General features: G+C 64.8%; 19 protein-coding genes and 1 tRNA gene. 5 read left to right on the forward strand and 15 right to left on the reverse strand.

Features of this window, described 5'->3' with window-relative positions; genetic code table 11:
- The 5 genes from K6L26_RS17020 to K6L26_RS17040 form a co-directional block, all read right to left on the reverse strand.
- Positions 1–924 (reverse strand): ABC transporter permease, encoded by a 924-nt coding sequence (locus K6L26_RS17020; RefSeq protein WP_245008606.1) that lies wholly within the window; start codon positions 922–924, stop codon positions 1–3.
- The gene (locus K6L26_RS17025) at positions 921–2,585 is read right to left on the reverse strand and encodes an ABC transporter substrate-binding protein (RefSeq protein ID WP_076212820.1); all 1,665 of its coding nucleotides are present in this window, start codon (positions 2,583–2,585) and stop codon (positions 921–923) included. Before K6L26_RS17025 ends, K6L26_RS17020 begins: the two co-directional genes overlap by 4 nt.
- A 178-nt stretch (positions 2,586–2,763) precedes the next feature.
- Complete coding sequence (locus tag K6L26_RS17030; protein ID WP_221850871.1) at positions 2,764–3,834, reverse strand: M42 family metallopeptidase; 1,071 nt, start codon at positions 3,832–3,834, stop codon at positions 2,764–2,766.
- Positions 3,835–3,888: 54 nt separating this feature from the next.
- Entirely contained in the window at positions 3,889–4,707 is an 819-nt protein-coding gene (locus K6L26_RS17035) for an acyl-CoA thioesterase domain-containing protein (RefSeq protein ID WP_019343181.1), read from the reverse strand.
- Between the two features lie 44 nt (positions 4,708–4,751).
- On the reverse strand, positions 4,752–5,450 hold the full coding sequence (locus K6L26_RS17040; RefSeq protein WP_076212812.1) for an MBL fold metallo-hydrolase: 699 nt from the start codon (positions 5,448–5,450) through the stop codon (positions 4,752–4,754).
- Between the two features lie 125 nt (positions 5,451–5,575).
- Here K6L26_RS17040 and K6L26_RS17045 point away from each other — a divergent pair, with 125 nt between their 5' ends.
- The gene (locus tag K6L26_RS17045; RefSeq protein WP_081394977.1) at positions 5,576–6,358 is read left to right on the forward strand and encodes a DoxX family protein; all 783 of its coding nucleotides are present in this window, start codon (positions 5,576–5,578) and stop codon (positions 6,356–6,358) included.
- Positions 6,359–6,367: 9 nt separating this feature from the next.
- Complete coding sequence (locus K6L26_RS17050) at positions 6,368–6,862, forward strand: RDD family protein (protein WP_076212806.1); 495 nt, start codon at positions 6,368–6,370, stop codon at positions 6,860–6,862.
- 49 nt (positions 6,863–6,911) lie between these two features.
- On the opposite strand, the gene K6L26_RS17055 is transcribed toward K6L26_RS17050, so the two are convergent.
- Together K6L26_RS17055 and K6L26_RS17060 are read right to left on the reverse strand one after the other, a co-directional pair.
- Complete coding sequence (locus tag K6L26_RS17055; RefSeq protein WP_221850872.1) at positions 6,912–8,339, reverse strand: GntP family permease; 1,428 nt, start codon at positions 8,337–8,339, stop codon at positions 6,912–6,914.
- Entirely contained in the window at positions 8,336–8,863 is a 528-nt protein-coding gene (locus tag K6L26_RS17060; RefSeq protein ID WP_019343105.1) for a gluconokinase, read from the reverse strand. The genes K6L26_RS17055 and K6L26_RS17060 overlap by 4 nt, the downstream gene beginning before the upstream one ends.
- Before the next feature lie 122 nt (positions 8,864–8,985).
- Here K6L26_RS17060 and K6L26_RS17065 point away from each other — a divergent pair, with 122 nt between their 5' ends.
- Together K6L26_RS17065 and K6L26_RS17070 are read left to right on the forward strand one after the other, a co-directional pair.
- The gene (locus K6L26_RS17065) at positions 8,986–9,702 is read left to right on the forward strand and encodes a FadR/GntR family transcriptional regulator (protein WP_036387483.1); all 717 of its coding nucleotides are present in this window, start codon (positions 8,986–8,988) and stop codon (positions 9,700–9,702) included.
- Between the two features lie 8 nt (positions 9,703–9,710).
- Positions 9,711–10,598, forward strand: coding sequence for an SCO6745 family protein (locus tag K6L26_RS17070; RefSeq protein WP_076211829.1), 888 nt, complete (start codon positions 9,711–9,713; stop codon positions 10,596–10,598).
- 3 nt (positions 10,599–10,601) lie between these two features.
- Here the strand turns inward: K6L26_RS17070 and K6L26_RS17075 are convergent, their stop codons facing one another.
- From K6L26_RS17075 to K6L26_RS17105, 7 genes are all read right to left on the reverse strand, one after another.
- Positions 10,602–10,928: a YnfA family protein gene (locus K6L26_RS17075; RefSeq protein WP_036387487.1), complete on the reverse strand. Its 327-nt coding sequence runs from the start codon at positions 10,926–10,928 to the stop codon at positions 10,602–10,604.
- Positions 10,929–10,931: 3 nt separating this feature from the next.
- Complete coding sequence (locus K6L26_RS17080; protein WP_019343109.1) at positions 10,932–11,678, reverse strand: ABC transporter ATP-binding protein; 747 nt, start codon at positions 11,676–11,678, stop codon at positions 10,932–10,934.
- Complete coding sequence (locus K6L26_RS17085) at positions 11,662–12,516, reverse strand: ABC transporter ATP-binding protein (protein WP_019343110.1); 855 nt, start codon at positions 12,514–12,516, stop codon at positions 11,662–11,664. Before K6L26_RS17085 ends, K6L26_RS17080 begins: the two co-directional genes overlap by 17 nt.
- Positions 12,513–13,715 (reverse strand): branched-chain amino acid ABC transporter permease, encoded by a 1,203-nt coding sequence (locus tag K6L26_RS17090; protein WP_019343111.1) that lies wholly within the window; start codon positions 13,713–13,715, stop codon positions 12,513–12,515. The genes K6L26_RS17085 and K6L26_RS17090 overlap by 4 nt, the downstream gene beginning before the upstream one ends.
- A complete protein-coding gene (locus tag K6L26_RS17095) occupies positions 13,712–14,749 on the reverse strand; it encodes a branched-chain amino acid ABC transporter permease (protein ID WP_019343112.1) in 1,038 nt (345 codons plus the stop codon). Before K6L26_RS17095 ends, K6L26_RS17090 begins: the two co-directional genes overlap by 4 nt.
- 81 nt (positions 14,750–14,830) lie before the next feature.
- Positions 14,831–16,042 (reverse strand): branched-chain amino acid ABC transporter substrate-binding protein, encoded by a 1,212-nt coding sequence (locus K6L26_RS17100; RefSeq protein ID WP_036387492.1) that lies wholly within the window; start codon positions 16,040–16,042, stop codon positions 14,831–14,833.
- 197 nt (positions 16,043–16,239) lie between these two features.
- Entirely contained in the window at positions 16,240–16,866 is a 627-nt protein-coding gene (locus K6L26_RS17105; RefSeq protein ID WP_019343114.1) for an ANTAR domain-containing response regulator, read from the reverse strand.
- 83 nt (positions 16,867–16,949) lie between these two features.
- Here K6L26_RS17105 and K6L26_RS17110 point away from each other — a divergent pair.
- A tRNA-Leu gene (locus K6L26_RS17110) sits at positions 16,950–17,026 on the forward strand.
- Positions 17,027–17,028: 2 nt separating this feature from the next.
- Here the strand turns inward: K6L26_RS17110 and K6L26_RS17115 are convergent.
- Positions 17,029–18,249: a tyrosine-type recombinase/integrase gene (locus K6L26_RS17115; protein WP_221850874.1), complete on the reverse strand. Its 1,221-nt coding sequence runs from the start codon at positions 18,247–18,249 to the stop codon at positions 17,029–17,031.
- Positions 18,250–18,364: the final 115 nt, after the last annotated feature.

Genomic DNA, 18,364 nt, shown 5'->3' on the forward strand with positions numbered 1-18,364 from the left:
TCACGCCCTCCTCAGGCGGGGGTCGATCCGGACGAACGTGATGTCCACCACGAGGTTGGCCACCACGTAGACCAACGCCACCAGCAGCGTCACTCCCACCACCACCGGCATGTCCTGTTTGGTGACGGCGTCGACCAAGATGCGGCCCAATCCGGGCCGCACGAAGACAATCTCGACGATCACGGCCGTCGAGAACAACGACCCCAGGGCCCAACCCGAAAGGGACAGGCCGGGTAACACCGCGTGCCGCAACGCGTGGCGCCAGCGCACACCCCAGTCGCTCATTCCGCGCGCGCGTGCCGACACGGCGAATGGCTGCTCCATCGCCGTGGAGAACTCGTCGCGGGTCACCTGCCCCAGGAAGCCGGCCAACGGTAGTGCCAGAGTCAATGCCGGCAGCACCAGGCCGGCAACCCCGTCGTCGCCGACGACCGGGAACAGGTGTAGCTGGAACGCGAACACCACCAACAACACGATGCCGAGCCAATACTGCGGCAACGCGGCCAAAATGATCTCCACACCCGAACCGAGCGCGGACAGCACCCGACTGCGATGCGCGGTGAGCAGGGTGACCACCACGGCAATCACCCATGAGGCCGCCAACGCGGTGATCGTCAACACCAGGGTCGGTCCTACCTGCTGCCCGATGATGTCGGCCACCGGTTGCTTGAGCACGTACGACGTGCCCAGGTCGCCCCGCAGCAGCCCAGCGAGATAGCCGACATACTGCGTCAGCAGTGGCCGGTCGAACCCGTACTGCGCGTTGACCGCGGCCAGTTGCTCGGGGCTGGGTTTCGACCCGGCGCCACCGAGAATCGTCTGAGCCGGGTCCCCCGGCATCAGGTGCTGCGCCAGGAACGTCAAAGTCGCTGCGCCCCAGAGCACTCCGAGCATTGCGGCAATTCGGATCAGCGCGCGCCTCACGGCGCCAGCCACGCGTCGTGCAGCACGGGCTCACCCTCCGAAGGCTCGATCCAGACGTCCTTCAGTCGCTTCTTTGCCACCAGTCGGGTGGTCTGCGGGTACAAGCCGAGGTGATAGGCGTTCTCGGCGACGATCTGCTCAACCTCGCCATAGAGTTTCTTCTGCTGCTCGACGTCGATCGACGCCGCCGCCCGGCGCAGCAGATCGTCGATCTTGGGATCCGAAACCCACGACATGTTGTTGCCCGGAGCCGCCTTCAGCGAATCGCTGGAGTACACGATCGACAGCACGGCGGGTGTCGGGCTGTTCCAGTACGCGCCGGTTAATCCGTCATAGGCATCCTTGTTCGTAAATGCCGCGTAGTACTGGTCGGCGGGAAGCGGCTTGAGCACTACATCGAAGCCGATTTGTTTCTCGGCTGCCTGAATGTTCTGGAACAGGGTGACATCGGCGGGCGGCGTGTCTCCCGGATCCGACGAGTAGACCAGTTGGGCGGTCAGGCGCCGGCCGTCCTTGGTCCGGTAGCCGTCGGCATCGCGCTGGGTCCATCCCGCCGAGTCCAGAAGCGCGTTGGCCTTGTCCGGGTCGTGGGTGTAGTGGTCACGTAGATCGTCGCGCAGGTAGGGCGTCGTCGACGACAGCGGGCCCGGCTCCCAGTCGAACACGCCGAGATACGCGCTGCGAACGGCTGCTTCGGCATTGGCGCCGTGGATGAACGCCTGACGCACCGCCTTGTCATCGAACGGTGCGTGGCTGGTGTTCAGCGCGATGCCGTTGGGCAGGCCGGTATGAGTGAAGGCCTGCAGGACCAGGTTGCGGTCGGCTTCCAGCGCGGCCTTCTGCTGAGGCGGTGGGTTGAAGATGATGTCGGCGTCGCGACCCTGTACCGCCGCGAACCGGACCGAACCGTCTTCGAGGAACTTCCAGCTGACGTGCTCGAGATAGGCAGGCCCCTGATGCTTGGCGTCTTGTGGAGCCGAGTTGTAGTCAGGGTTGCGTTCCAGTTCGACGCTTTGGCCGCGGATCCACTGTTTGACGATAAACGGTCCGGTGCCGACCGGCGACTGGCAGTTGGCCTCCAGACCGCGGGCCATCGCCTTGGGTGACTCGATTCCGAAGAACGCCTGTGAAAGCACCGGCAGCAGGGCGGAATACGGTGAGGACAGCGTCAGTTCGAACGTAGACGGATTCACTGCGCGCGACGACTTGTAGTACGGCCGCAGATAGCCCGCATCGGTCTGTGACTGTGTGGCCGGATCCAGGATGTGCTCGAAGTTGGCCTGCACCGCAGCGGCATCCAGTGGAGTGCCGTCGTGGAATTTCACCCCGGAGCGGATCGCGAAGGTGTAGACCAACCCGTCCGGGGACACCGTCCACGAATCGGCCAGCCACGGTACGACCGAGCCGTCGGGACGTTCCGAGACCAGCGAGTCCAGATACTGTCTGGCGACGTAGGTCTGCGGCATGTCACCGAAGTTGTGCGGATCGAGGCAGGTCGGCTCCCGGTCAGCGCCGTACACGATGGATCCGCCGCTCACCGGCGTGCCGCCATCGCCCGAGGAATCGTTCTGTGTCCCACTTCCGCACCCGGCGGCCACCATCGCAACCGACAAGGCTGCGGCGGACGTCATCAGGGCACGGCGAAGGACGGTACGAGGCATGTCATGCGTTCTTTCGGTCGGTCGAAGAGCGTCGAGCACCGGGTGGCCGAGGGTGCGGTGGATACGACCGTGCCGATCGGTGGTGAGTGAGCGCTGATCAGGGGTTCAAGGCGTGGTACAGAAGCCTCGCCACGATGCCCAACCCGTCGGCGGGAAACAAGAGATCAAATCGGGTCGATCAAAAATGGACTACAAAATCGACCAGTACGTCTGTCACCGCCGCTATCGCGGTGCGCGAGATCACCTCGTAGCCATGCGTACTCAAGGTGGGCAGACACAACAATCCGGCCCGGGGCGACAACCCGGAAGCCTTTGTATGTGACGCATCGGATTCGAATGCGCCGAGCACCGCGGCTTGCGGTGAGTGTCCGAGGTTTCGGGCAATCGCACACAGTCGATCGGCGACACCCTTGTCGTACACGCACTGCGCGTCGCTGTATGCCACGATCGGACCGCCGGTCACCGTGGTGCCGTACTCCGCCTCCGTCGGTCCGACTTCCACCGCGAGCGTGAGATCACCGGGCAATGTCCGACACGCATGAGCCGCCCCTACCCCGCCGACTTCTTCGTTCGTGGTGAAGACGAGGTACAGATCTCCGGCTGGGCGCCGACCGGTGCCGTGCACCCGCCGGGCGAGGAGTAACAAGGCCAGCACTGCGGCCCGGTCGTCCATGAAATAACACCCGAGGTAGTCGCCAATCTCGATGAGCTCCCGCTTACTGCGGTCGATGCACACCCGGGTGCCCGGCCCGATACCTGCCTTGCCCAACTGTTCGGGTTCCAGGCCGGTGAACACGTAGACGTCCGGCCAATCGAGTGCCTTGTCACCTTGGTCGGGCTTGGTCTGCCAGACGTGCGGCGTTTCCTGCGTGGTGTGCTCTGAGCCCAATGCGAGTACCCCGCAGAGGGTTTCGTCGTCGCCGAGAATCGCGACGGGACCCAGACCGAAATTGGCCGGGTACATGGTGCCGAGTGGGGTCAGCCGCAGCGTGCCGTCCGGCTCGATTCGCTTGACGAGCATGGACAGTTCGTCGAGATGGGCCAGTATCCGGGTGGTGGCGGCACCCGGCTTCGCCCCTTTGATCAGCCCGATGAGGTTACCGGCGGCATCGGTCGACAGTTCGTCGACGAAGTTTTCCAGCTCCCGGCGACAGATCTCGCGGACCTGGTCCTCCTGGCCGCAGGGGCCGTACGCTGACAAGAGCTCCTGCAAGAGCACACGTTCGAACCCGTCGTCCAACTCGGCCATGTCTGCTGAATTGCCACTGCGGCCCTTTTGGAAACCTCGGCGCTGGTCGCGCGGTCAGCGCGGTGCGGTGCGTTCCGGAAACGGGTCGTTGTTGAAATCGATCTGAGCCGCCGGGTTGCTGATCGCCGTGACGAGGCCGGTGCCGAATGCTCCGGCACTGTCGTACAACGTCGACGCACCGACGGCGACACCGTCTGCGGCCCAATGCGAATCGGCCTGCACCCCGATCCACTCGTCACCGGGGAGCCGAGACAGCGCCACGGTGAGGTCACCGTTGATGTACCCGACGCCGGCGGTTCCCAGGTTGGTGACCAGGCTGGTGCCCTCAGCCGCCATGGCGGCCCGCACGAACGGCGAATTCGGCTGTCCCTGAACCACGGTGATGGTGCGGTTCATGAACCGCTTACGAGATGCGTTCTGATGGTCGGCGATGGCACGGCTCCAACCGCCCTCGTCGCTGCCCATGTATGTCGTCCGGTCCCCGTCGAGCGCGGTCGGAGGTTCGAACCGGGCAGGCGCCGTCCACTCGTCACCTCGTGGTGGTTCACCCAACCGGTACTGCACCAACGTCGCGCGCGCGACGGTCACGCCGTCCTGAACCAGTTCGCACTCGGAGTTGCGAACCCGTCTGCCGTCGCGAATCAGCGCCACCTTCGTCGTCGTCGGTAGCCCACGGGCCGCCTTGAACAGGTCGACCGTCAACCGAGCCGGTAGAAACTCGGGAAGGCCGAAGGACGACTCCAACGCGCGCGCGGCCAGGCCCACGAGCGCCGGCCCGTTGAGGTGGTCCTCACCCCAGTGGCTCTGGGCAAAGCGCGTCGGCTGGAACCGGTCCTGCTCGGACTGCACGAAATGGGCGTCAACCTCGGTCATCGGCGAATCGTCGCATATGGGCTAATTAAATTGGACGGCGGGGATCACCAACGACGCCGGGCACCCAGCCAGTGCTGCTGTCGTCGGACGAAATGGGCGTCGACGACCGCGCCGTGCCCGGGAACGAACACTCCGTCCTGCCCGCCGGCGGCCAGCACCGCCTCGAGGGTGGCCGGCCACGCCACCAGGTCCGAATCGGCGTCGATGACCGGATCACCGGACTGCTCGACAAGGTCGCCGCAGAACACCACGGGGTGTCGATCCGGCACCGTCACGATCAAGTCGTGCGTGGTGTGACCACGGCCCGGGTGAGCGATGCTCACGCTCCGGCCGCCGAGATCGATGTCCGCGCCGGCCACCCGGCGGGCCGGCACTCTCATCGACGCGATCGCGCGGTCGACCTCGCCGGCATCGGCGCCGTGACTGATCGCATCCGTCCGCAAATGCGTCCGACCATAGGACATGGTGTCGGCAACTTCTGGCGCGCAACAGATCTCCGCTTCCTTGAACCAGGAAGCTCCGAGAATATGATCAAAATGGTTGTGCGTCAGCACGATATGGGCGACGCGATGGCCGGTGAGGGCCGCCACGTCCTCCTCGATCCCGCGAGCCTCGGTCAACGTGGTACCGGCATCGACCAACAGAGCCTTCGTGCCGCCGCCGACCAGGCCGACCGTCACATCCAAAAACGGCAGGCGCGTGCGCCACACGTCCTCACCCAACTGTTCCCAGTCGTAGTTCATAACCCGGTGCCGATGCCGGTCGTGGGCTCCACTCCTGCGAAGCTACTCGCACGCTCCCGCCGACCTGCGGACGCGCTGACTGAGCCGACAGGTTTGCCGTGGCGGGCTCGGGGAACTCCTAGCCCATGTTGATCAGACGAATCGCCCGCCCCATGTTGTCTGCGACCTTCATCGCCCGCGGTGTCGATACCCTGCGTGATCCGAGTACGTCCACCGAGACCACACGCAGAACACTTGGCGCGTTGAGTGCATTACCCGGACCGGTAGGAGCCGGGGTTCCGAACAACGCCGCAACGGTGGCGCGAGTCAACGCGGCAGTTCAAGTGGCCGGTGGGGTGCTCCTGGCGCTGGGCCGGGCCCCACGGCTGACTGCGGCCGCACTCGCCGTCACCATGGTGCCGCGCAGTATCGGCTCACAGGCATTCCTGAAGGATTCCGACCCACAACAGGCAGCCGCCCAGCGCCGGGAGTTCTTCACCGATGTCAGCCTGCTGGGCGGCCTGATCATCGCCGCCGCCGATACCGCGGGCAAACCGTCGCTGGCCTGGCGCGGCCGCCGTGCCGCGCAGCACGTCTCTGCCAGCATCGCCGCCGCGGTACCCGGTGTGGCCGCCGGCGGTGACGCGCTCACCGACAGTGCGCTCGCCGAGAAGATCGGGCACGGCCTGGCCGTCGGGGCCGAGCGTGGCCGGGAACTCGCGGACGCCGCGGTCGAACGAGCCAGCGAATGGGCTCAATTGGCACGCGAACACGGGCCCGAGGTGGCCGACGCCGCCCGTGCCCGCGCCGAAGAGTTCGCGCTCGTGGCTCGTGAGCGGGCGCCGGAACTGGCCGAGGCAGCCCGTGAACGTTCCGCTGCGTTGGCGGATCGCGCGCGAACCCAACTGGACCAGCACCGTGGTCGGTAGCGTTGGGGCATGACCACGGGTGATTTTCAACCGCAATTCGGGCAGTACGGGCAACCGGGCAGCTACCCGCCGCCGTATGCCACCCAGCCCCCTGGCGGTTTGGGGCGGCGCTGGTTCGCCAGGGTGATCGACGGCATCATCGTCGAGATCGTGGCGGTGATTCTCGGGTTCTTCACCGATTCGCTGTCCAGCATTTGGGTGACCGGCCTGTTCACCGGATTGCTGATGTTCGTCTACTTCGTGGGATTGGAAGTTGCGACCGGCTCGACGCCGGGCAAGAAGATATTGGGATTGGCCGTGCGCGGTCCCGGCGGTACACCGAAACCGACGGCGAAGGAATCGATGATTCGCAACGCGTTCACGCTACTGCCGATCGTTCCCTATGCCGGCGGATTTCTGGCAGTCATCGCGATGATCGTGATCGCGGTGACCATCAGTTCCAGCCCCACCAAGCAGGGCAAGCACGACGAACTCGCCGGTGGAACACAGGTGGTCCGAGGCTGAGGGGTGGTTGTGTGCGGCGCCCGTTCACGAGGCGCCGCACACAACCCGGTCAGACCACCAGCCCGAGCAGCAGGACGACGATCAGACCGGCCACCGACAGCGCCGTCTCCATCAGGGACCACGATTTGATGGTCTGCCCGACAGTCATCCCGAAATACTCCTTCACGAGCCAGAATCCGGCGTCGTTGACGTGTGAGAAGAACAGTGAGCCGGCGCCCACCGCGAGCACGACCAGCGACACCTCGCCAGCGCTCATCCCCTCGACCAACCCGAGCATCAGTGACGACGCGGTGATGGTGGCCACGGTGGCCGAACCGGTGGCCAAGCGGATCAGGACCGCCAGCACCCACGCCAGCAGAACCACCGACAGATTGGCGCCCTTGGCCCATTCGGCCAGCAACGTGCCGATTCCGGTGTCGACCAGCACCTGTTTGAATCCGCCACCCGCCGCGACGATCAGGATGATGCCGGCCACGGGTGGAAGCGACGACTCGATGCATTTCACGATCTGGTCCCGGCTCATGTTCGCACCGCGACCGAGCGTGAACATGCCGACCACCACGGCGATGAGCAGCGCCATCAGTGGCTGGCCGACGATGTCGAACGTCTGACGCAGCAGATGTGTCTTGTCGTCGACGAAGATGTCGACAAGTGCCTTGCCCATCATCAGCGCCACCGGCAACAGAACGCTGAACATCGTGATCGCGAAGGTCGGTCGCGTCTTCGTGACGGTCGTCGCGGCCGTACCGCCGTCGGAGTCAGCGCCGGTCGTTTCCGAGGCATCGAACCGGTCCGGGACTTCGAGAACCACCCAGCGTCCGGCCAACTTGCCGAACAACGGGCCTGCCACGACGATCGTCGGAATCGCCACCAGCACGCCCAGCGCCAGCGTCACACCCAAGTCGGCGTTGAGCAGTGAGATCGCGGCGACGGGCCCCGGATGCGGTGGCACGAATCCGTGCATCGCCGAAAGTCCCGCCAGAGCGGGGATGCCGACCGTGATCAAGGACAGCTGCGAACGGCGGGCCACCAGGTAGATCACCGGCATCAGCAGTACCAGGCCGATCTCGAAGAACATCGGCAGACCGATGATCGCGCCCACCAGTGCCATCGCCCACGGCAGCGCCCGCGGTGAGGCATGCCCGACGATGGTGTCCACGATCTCGTCGGCGCCGCCGGAGTCGGCCAACAGCTTGGCGAACATCGCGCCGAGAGCGATGAGTATTCCGACGCTGGCAGCAGTGGAACCGAACCCACTGGTGAACGAGGCGAGGACATCGCTGATGTTCTCCCCCGCCGCGATACCCACGGTGAGCGCGCCGAAGATCAGTGCCAGGAACGGATGCAGTTTGACGATCGTGATGAGCAGGACGATCAGGGCTATGCCGGCCAGTGCGGCCAAGACCAGCTGCGCGCCGCCCGCCACCGGTTCGACCAGTTCCGTCCCGGCTGCGAGATGAGTGAGCGCCGAGGTCATCGGTTCTCCTGTTCTGTTGTAGCAGTGTCGGATTCGGCTGAAACGCGATCGATGTACTCATTGACTATGGCGTCGATGCTCTGATCGACCTCGATGGCGACACCGGACTCGTCAGTGCCGAGCGGTTCCAGCGTCGCGAATTGGGAATCGAGCAGGGCGGCCGGCATGAAGTGACCTGGCCGGCTGGCCTGGCGCCTACGGATCACCTCGGCTGAGCCACTCAGATGCAGAAAGATGACATTGCGGCAATGCCGCCGCAGCTGGTCGCGGTACTTGCGTTTGAGCGCCGAGCAACTCATCACGCCACCGTCGCGATGGTCGGCGAGCCACTCACCGATCGCTTCCAACCAGGGATAGCGGTCGTCGTCATCGAGCGCGTGGCCCGCGGACATCTTGGCGATGTTGGCGGCCGGGTGAAAGTCGTCGCCATCGGCGAACGGCACCCGCAAGCGCTGGGCCAACGCCGCACCGACCGTCGATTTTCCCGACCCGGACACGCCCATGACCACGATTGGTGAACCCATACATCCGCCTCACAATATGTGTCTGCCGTCACAAAGCATGACTTAAAAGTCATACGATTGCAATAGCATCTCGATTAAATCGGTCTATTCCTCGATGGCAAGCGTTATGACACGATGTAAGCGTGTCATCGCCCTCAAACGTCGGCGCGCTGCATGCCGGCTTGTTGACCACACTCGGCACCGGGATCGTCTCCGGCGAGCTGGCGGCTGAGCAGGTGCTGACCCTGGACCGCCTCAGCGCCGAGCACGAGGTGTCCCGCAGCGTCGCCCGGGAGGTGATCCGGGTGCTGGAATCGATGGGCATGGTGGAATCGCGGCGCCGGGTCGGGATCACAGTCCAGCCCCCACGCAAGTGGAATGTGTTCGACCCCAGGCTGATCCGCTGGCGCCTGCAGGCCGGAGACCGCGCCGCCCTGCTGGCCTCGCTGTCGGAGCTTCGGCGCGGTTTCGAACCGGCCGCCGCGGCCCTCGCCGCCCGGCGGGCCAACCCGGACCAGTGCCGCATTCTCGCCGCCGCCGTCTCGGACATGGTGGTGCACGGCAGGTCCGGAAACCTCGACGCATACCTGTTGGCGGACAAGGTTTTCCACCAGACACTCCTAGAGGCCAGTGGGAACGAGATGTTCCGCGCGCTCAACGACGTGGTGGCTGAGGTCCTCGCCGGCCGCACCCAACATGGTCTGATGCCCGACTCCCCCAACCCGGCTGCCATCGAGTTGCACGACGAGGTGGCCAGGGCGATCCGGCTGCGCGACGAGGACGCCGCCGAGCGGGCGATGCGAGCCATCATCGACGAGGCGGCCACTGCGGTGATCGAAGGCGACCGGCCCGATGCTTAACTAGCTGTATGGGTCGTACTCCTGCATTGGCGCGCCGGTTCTTCGACCGGCTCGAACCCGTACACGCGGTCACCTACTTCGCACCAGAGTCGCGCGCAGCCCTTGACGACCTCGGCTACCGGGGGTTCTGGATGGGTTACTTCGCCGCCCGTTCTGCCCCGCTGGGCATCGTGGCCCCCGATGTCGTCGCTGCCACGTTCTACAACTTCACCACCGAGCGGGTCGCCAAGGCGCTCCCGGCAGCATGGGAGAAGGCAAGCCCGGCAGTACTTTTGCAGGCTCGATCGGCTGCGGCAGTCGCGGCACTGCGGCGATCCGGGGTGACCGATTCCGAGCCGACCCGGCTGGCGGCCGAACTGACCGCGAAGGCTGCTCGCACTGCACCTCTGGATGGCCGGCCGCTCTACGCCGCCAACCGTGCTCTGCCGTGGCCCGAGGACCCGATCGCCACACTCTGGCACGCCGTCACCCTGCTGCGTGAGCACCGCGGTGACGCCCACATCGCGGTGCTGGTAGCCGAAGGGATCAGCGGCCGGCAAAGCAACGTGCTGCACGCCGCGGCCGGACGCGTACCCCGCGAGATGATCATGCGCAGCCGCGACTACGACGAGGAGCAGTGGGCCGGTTATGTCGAACAGCTGCGCTCCCGCGGCTGGCTGGACGTCGACGGTGAGCTCACCGAAGCCGGGCGGGACATCAAGCAGGCCATCGAAGATCGCACCGATGCCTTGGCTCTGAGTGCACTGGACGCGTTGACCGACGACGAGATCACCACTCTGTTCCAAGTCCTCACGCCCATCACCCGGCAGGTGGTGGCCGCAGGCGATGTCCCGGCTGCTACCCCCATGGGTCTGAGCCGCGACGACCTCGACGACGACAGCGCCCACCTGGCCTGACGGTCAGCGCGGGGCGTACATGATCAGGCCGACTCCGGCCAGGGCCACGAGTGCACCGGCCACATCCCAGCGGTCGGGCCGGAAACCGTCGGCGACCATGCCCCACAACAACGATCCGGCGATGAACACCCCGCCGTAGGCAGCCAGGACACGCCCGAAGTGAGCGTCGGGCTGGAAGGCCGCCACGAACCCGTAGGCGCCCAGCGCGATCACGCCGGCGCCCATCCACAACCAGCCGCGGTGCTCGCGCACCCCCTGCCACACCAGCCAGGCCCCGCCGATCTCCAGCACCGCGGCCAGGACGAACAGCACGATCGATTTGCCGACCATGGGCTAGGCCACTCCGAGGTAGGCGGCGCGAATGCTGTCGTCGGCCAACAGTTCCCGCGCGTCACCGGTGCGGGTGACGCTACCGGTTTCCAGAATGTAGGCCCGGTCGGACCGGCTCAGCGCCTGCTGGGCATTCTGCTCGACCAGCAGCACCGTGGTGCCCTGAGCGTTGATCTCGGAGATGATCTTGAAGATCTGCGAGATCACCATGGGAGCCAGTCCCATCGACGGCTCGTCGAGCAGCAGCACTCTGGGCCTGGCCATCAGGGCCCGCCCGATGGCCAACATCTGTTGTTCCCCACCGGAGAGGGTTCCGCCGACCTGGGACCGGCGCTCGGCAAGCCTCGGGAACGTCTCGAACACCCAGTCCAGGCGCTCGTCATGCTCGGCGCGGGTGGCGAACTTACGTCCGTAACAACCCATCTCGAGGTTCTCCACCACGGTCATCCCGGGAAACACCCCGCGTCCCTCGGGAGCCTGGATCAGCCCGTCGATCACGCGCTGATGCGCCTTCACCCGGGAGATGTCGCGGCCCTCGAACCAGACCGAGCCCGAGGTGAGCGACCGCAGACCTGAGATCGCCCGCATCATGGTCGTCTTGCCGGCACCGTTGGAACCCAGCAGAGTCACCAACTCGCCCTCGTGCACCACCAGAGAGACGCCGTGCAAGGCCTTGATGCGGCCATAGTGCACCACCACGTCGCGCACCTCCAGCAGCACCGGACGGCTGGTCTCAACCGAGCTCGTCATCGGGCACCCCCAGATACGCGGCGATGACCCTGGGGTCCTCGCGGATTTCGTGTGGCAAGCCGTCGGCGATCTTGCGGCCGAACTCCAACACCACGATCCGGTCGGTCACGCCCATGACCAGACGCATGTCATGCTCGATCAGCAGCACGGTGTAACCGTCATCGCGGATCTTTCGGATCAGCTCGATCAACGACGCCTTCTCGGCCGGATTGAACCCGGCGGCCGGTTCGTCGAGGCACAACAGTTTGGGTTCGGTCGCCAGCGCCCGGGCGATCTCGAGGCGGCGCTGGTCGCCATACGGCAGATTCTTCGCCTTCTCCTCCCCGCGATGAGCGATCCCGACGAAATGGAGCAGCGCCGCGGCACGTTCGATGGCCGATCGTTCCTCGCGTCGGTGCCTTCCAGAACGCACCAGGGCTCCGGGCACCGAGGTCTTGTGCCGCGCGTCGGTGCCCACCATGACGTTTTCCAGCGCGGTCATCTCGCCGAACAACCGGATGTTCTGGAACGTGCGGGCGATGCCGCGGCGCGTGATCTGGTGACGTTTGATCCGGCCGAGCGGAGCGCCGTCGAAGATGACAGATCCCGAACTGGCCCGGTAGACACCGGTGATCGCGTTGAAGCAGGTGGTCTTGCCCGCGCCGTTGGGGCCGATCAGACCGAGGATCTCACCACGGCGGATGTTGAAGCTGACCGAATCCAGCGCGACCAGGCCACCGAATTTGACCGTCAGATCGCGGGTCTCGAGCAGGATCTCACCCTCGGCCGCCTGAATCTCACGGTGCACGCCGGCCAGTTCCTCGACGCTCTCGGCCACGCCGGGCATGGGTTCGCTCATCCCACCGGCTCCTTGTCCATGTTGCTGCGCAACAACTGTCGAGCCGATCTGCCGTAGGTCAACAGCTGCTGCCGGACCGGGAACAGACCCTGCGGCCGGAAAATCATCAGCACCACCAGCGCCAGACCGAAGAACAGGTACTTCAGGTCACCGAGGTTGATACCCAGGAACTCGACCCCCAGCAGCCGATTGGGCAGATACACCACGACGAACGCCCCGAAGATCACCCCGAGCTTGTTGCCCTGCCCACCGAGCACCACAGCGCACAGGAACAACATCGAGTTGATGATGTTGAACGTCGGCGGCGCCACGTACTGGACCTGGCCGGCGTAGAGCGCACCCGACAGGCCGCCGATCGCGGCGCCGATGACGAACGCCCACAACTTGAAGCGGAAGGTATTGACGCCCATCACCTCGGCGGCGTCCTCGTCCTCGCGGACTGCTACCCACGCGCGTCCGACCCGGCTGCGCTCAAGGTTGCCCACCAACAGCAGGATGCCGACCATCAGGATCAGGCCGAGCCAGAACCACCAGGTTCCGTAGTTCGCCTCACCGGCCGAGTTGCCGCTGGAGAACACCCCGTTGGGCAGCTTCTCGCTCTCCCCCACCCGCGGGTAGGCGACCTGGTTGAGCCCGCGGGAACCGTTGGTGATGTCGGAGAGGTTGTCGGCGAGCAGTCGGATGATCTCGCCGAAACCGAGGGTGACGATCGCCAGATAGTCGCCACGCAACCGCAGGGTGGGCGTTCCCAGGATGAGCCCGGCCAACGCGGTGACGGCCATCGCCAACGGAACGCAGGACAGCCACGCCCAGTCCTTGCTGAAGAACCCGTCGGGACCCACTTTGTTCCACGGACTGTCGGGACTGGTCAGCAACGCCACGGTGTAGGCGCCGACCGCATAGAAGCCCACGTAACCGAGGTCGAGCAGGCCGGCCTGCCCCACAACGACGTTGAGCCCGATCGCGATGATGGCCACCATCGCGAACTGCGCCATGGTGCCGCCGAAGCTGATGCCCGTGGTGTTGAGGAAGCTGGGAGTGAACAACGGCAGCAAGGCCAGCAATCCGAAACCCACAACCCCGACAAGCCATTTCGCGATTCGCGGCAGGCTCGACCACCAGTCGCGAATGGCGTCACCGGGGGCCAATAACGTCTTGGTCAGCGGTCCGGCGGACTGTGAACCGTGATGCTCGCTCATACCCGCGCCTTCCCGAGGCTCTCACCGAGTATGCCGGTCGGCCGGAACAGCAGCACCAGTACCAGCAGAACGAACGCCACGACATCACGCCACTGCGTTCCGAACACCGCCTGTCCGTAGTTCTCCATGATGCCCAGCAGCAGCCCGCCCAGCAGTGCGCCCCGGAGATTGCCGATACCGCCGAGCACCGCGGCCGAGAACGCCTTGATGCCGAGCAGGAAGCCGCCCGAGTAGATGATGCCCTGCGGCACCTTCAGCGTGTAGAGCAGCGCCGCGGCCCCGGCCAGCAGACCACCGATGAGGAAGGTCCGCATGATGATGCGCTCCCGCGAGACCCCCATCAACGTGGCGGTGGTCGGATCCTGCGCGACCGCCCGGATCCCGCGACCGAACTTCGTCCGGTTGATCGCGATGTCGGTCAGCACCGCGAGGACCAGCGCGGCACCCACGATCACCAGCGTGACGTTCGACACCGACGCGCCGAAGATCGTGAACTGAGTTTTCGGCTGGACCAGCACGATGGGCTGCTGGGCGTTACTGCCGCCGTAGCCCTTCAAGAGCTTGGGCAGCACGAAATGCACGAATTCCTGCAGTACGAACGACATTCCGATCGCCGTGATGAGGAAGGTCAGGGCACGGGCATTACGTTTTCGCAGCGGCCGGTAGGCAATGAGCTCAAGACCGACCGCCGCCGAGCCCGAGACCAGCATCGCGAACAGCATGGCGATGCCGAGATACAGCACCGTCAGCGCGACGCCCTTGTTGTAGGCGTTGCCGCTCGGGGAGAACCCCAGGATCACGTCCAAACAGAAGTACGCGCCGAACATGCCGAGCATGAAGATCTCGGAATGGGCGAAGTTGATCAGGCGCAGCACGCCGAAGACCAGGGTGTAGCCCACCGCCACCAGCGCGTAGATCGCGCCCCAGGACAGGCCGTCGATCGTCAACTGCCAGAAGCCGTCTCGCAGGCCATCCAGGTTGAAGCTGATGTTCGATGCCAGGCAAGCGGACTGCTCGACGCACTGATGGATCATCCGGCGGCGGCTCCTGACTGTGGTGTGTAGCGAAACGCGCCCGAGTCCGGGCTGCGGTCTCGGACGCGTTTCGTCAGCGGACTACTTGACTTCGTACATCCAGATCAAGTTGGTGGTCAGCTCACCCTTGTCTGTCCACTGGTACTTGCGGGCCACCCCCTGACCCTCGTACTTGCGGACGAAGTCGAGCAGCGCCGGACGGGTGATGGCGCCCGAATCGATGCCCTTGAGCAGGATGGTGCCGAGGTCGTAGCCCTCGGTGCTGTAGGTGCCGGGCGCCTGGCCGAACTTCTTGGTGTACTCGTCGGCGAAGGCGCCGGTGGCCGGACCACACGGGCAGGACAACAACGCGCCCTTCGACGATTCGCCCGCCTGATTGACGAACTGCTGATCCTTGGTGCCGTCGGCGCTGACAAAGGTCGCCGTCACGCCGCCATCCTTGAGCTGCTGAACGAACGGAGCCGCCTCGGAGTAGTAACCGCTGTAGAACACCGAGTCCGGAGCTGCCCCCTTGATCTGGGTGACGGCGGCCGAGAACTCCTTGTCGCCCTTCTTCACCGAGATATTGCAGGCCGAATCAGCAACCGGGCCAAGCGTTTCGCGAACCGCCTCGGCCAGGCCGAGGCCGTAGTCGGTGCTGTCGTCGACCACGCACACCTTCTTGTTGCCCAGCGTGTTCTTGAGATAGTTGGCCACCGAGGGGCCCTGGACGCCGTCGTTGGCCAGGCCACGGAAGAACGTCCGCCATCCGTTCTCGCTCAATGTGACGTTGGTGGCCGACGCGGTGGCAGCCACCAAGCCGGCCTGATTGAACACATCCCCGGTGGCCTTGGTTTCACCGGAGAACGCGGGCCCGACCAGGCCGATGATCATCGCGTCGTCGACGATCTGCGGCGCCACGCCGGTGGCCTTCTGCGGATCGCCTTCGGTGTCAAAGCTCTTGAGCTGCACCTGGCAACCGGCATTGGCCGCGTTGTGCTTGTCGATCGCGAGTTGTACGCCGTTCTTGATGTTGATGCCCAGCGCGGCGTCGGGACCGTTGAGCGCGCCCATCATGCCGAGCATCACCGGCGGGCAGACGGCCTTGCCGTCACCGGCGGGCTCAGCGGGAGCAACCCCTTCGGCGGCCTTCACCTCAGCGCCGTTCTCGTCGATCTGGACCTTCTCGACGATCTTCAAGTCGGTCTGCGATGTCCCGCCTTCCGGCGAGGATTGGTTACAGCCGGCAATCGCCAGGGCAACCACACCCGCACTTCCGAGAGCAAACGCCTTCCGTGCCACGCGACCGCGCACGCTTCACCTCCGGGTCAGAGTTGTCAGCGGCACCGGCGCCCTGGCCGGGTAAGGGCTGGGCGCCGGAGCTTCGGGTAGAACATAGCCAACGACCGGCCCGAGTGCGGGATCTTGAGTGAATGGTTCTCGCGTGGGTCCTGGCTGAACGCGGAATATCGGGCGAGCGGAAACCCACAATTAACAACCGGGCCCGTCGGTCAGTTCTCCTGCACGGGCGATTCCGCTGAATCCTCGAGCGTTTCCAGCACCACCTCGGCCACCCGTTTCATGGTGGTGCGACGATCCATCGCAGCCCGCTGAATCCACTTGAACGCCTCGGGCTCGGTCATCTGGTGTTTGCTCTGCAGCAAACCCTTGGCACGCTCGACCAACTTCCGGGTCTCCAGCCGGTCCCCCAGCGTCGCCACTTCGTTCTCCAGCGCGGCGATCTCGCTGAAGCGGCTGACCGCCACCTCGATGGCCGGGACCAGGTCGGTGATGCTGAAGGGCTTGACCAGATATGCCATCGCCCCGGCATCACGGGCCCGCTCAACCAGCTCCCGCTGGCTGAACGCGGTCAGGATGACGATCGGGGCAATGCGCTTACTGGCGATCTCCGAGGCGGCGTCGATGCCGTCACGACGCGGCATCTTGACATCCATGATCACCAGGTCCGGGCGCAGCGATTCGGCGAGTTCGACAGCTTCCTGGCCGTCACCAGCTTCACCGACGACCTCGTAACCCTCTTCACGAAGCATCTCCGCCAGGTCGAGGCGGATGAGCGCTTCGTCCTCGGCGATGAGCACGCGGCGTGGTTTGTCAGCGTCTTTCGGTGACCCGGTCATGGGAGACATTGTGTCGTGGAGGCCGCTGTTCGGCGACCGCGGGGGCATCCTCTATGGTGGTAGGCCGCAGTACTGATCGGAACGCCCTCGTATCCCAACTGGCAGAGGAAACGGATTCAAAACCCGTACAGTGTGAGTTCGAATCTCACCGAGGGCACCAGGTCAGAGGCTATTTTCGGCTTGATCAACCGTCTCAGATACCGCAGTCGTACCGCAGGACGATTGCGCGGCCCTCGCAGCGGTATCGAGCTGGTGCGCAACGCGCTGTAGATCGTCGTCGAACAGATGCCCGTACCGATCCAGGGTCATCGCCGTTGTCTGGTGACCTAACAGCCGCTGAATCGCTTTGATGTTCGTGCCCGTACTGATCGCCAACGAAGCACACGTATGGCGCAGATCGTGCGGAGTCAGGCCGGGGACGCCAGCCTGTTTTGCTGCCGAGTCGAACACATGCCGGTACTGGCCAGTGGTCAGCCACTCCCCCTCTTTATTGCCGGGGAACACCAGCGCGTCCGGGTCAGAGGGAAGTTCATTCTTGAGTCGATCCCAGACAAGCCCCGGCACGGGGACCGTCCGCACCCGGCCCGTCTTGGTAGTGTCCTCGATCAGCCCCTTGCCGGTCACATTGGTGACGGATGACCTTACGGTGATTGTCCCGTCTTGGATGTCCCGACCACGCAACGCGACCGCCTCGCCGAACCGCAAGCCGCAATAGCCCAGCGTCAACGTCATCGTTTCGAATCGCCCAGCGGCAGCCGCGAGGGCCTGTAGCTCGCCGTGTGTGAGGTACAGGCGAGGCTCTCCGACGCTTTTCCGTGGCAGCTCGATCTTCTTGGCGACATTCTTGCCCACGCGTTCAGTGCGCATCGCGTAGTCGATGATCGCGCCGAGGCATTGGTGGGCCTGTATCACCCGCGATGCCGATAGGCCTTTGCCTGTGGTTCGGATCGACCCGTCCACCGATAGGCTGCTAACCCACTTCTGAACATCGCCGTGGGTGATGTCCGATAGCTTGGTATCGCCGAACCTGGGCAGAATGAGCGTGTCGAGGATACTGCGATATCCCGCAACGGTTTTCGGCTTGCGAGCACCCTTGCCGGCTATCCATTCCTCTGCAATGTCACGCAACAACACGGACGATTTGTGGGGGCTGACATAGGTGCCTTTGACGACGTCAGCCGTTACCTGATCGAGGTGCGCCTGGGCATCGACCTTGCGCTCGAAAACCTTGGAATGCTCCCTGCCATCGACTACCCAGCGGACCCGCCAGCGGGTCACTTGGCCATAGACAGCCGACTTCACAGTGGTAGTGGTGCCGTCTGGCTGGCGCATCCGCTTATGCCAGCGATCATCTATCCCGGCGCGGTCTCCCCTAGCTGCCATCCACGGATCGTACCGCAGGAATCCGTTTAGTTTCGGAGGATGGTACAAGATAGACACTGCAGTCTGTGCGCTCAAGGGTTTGTGACAATCGTCACACTACAAATTCCCCCGAGTT

The sequence above is a fragment of the Mycobacterium farcinogenes genome (assembly GCF_019739075.1).
GTDB lineage: Bacteria > Actinomycetota > Actinomycetes > Mycobacteriales > Mycobacteriaceae > Mycobacterium > Mycobacterium senegalense.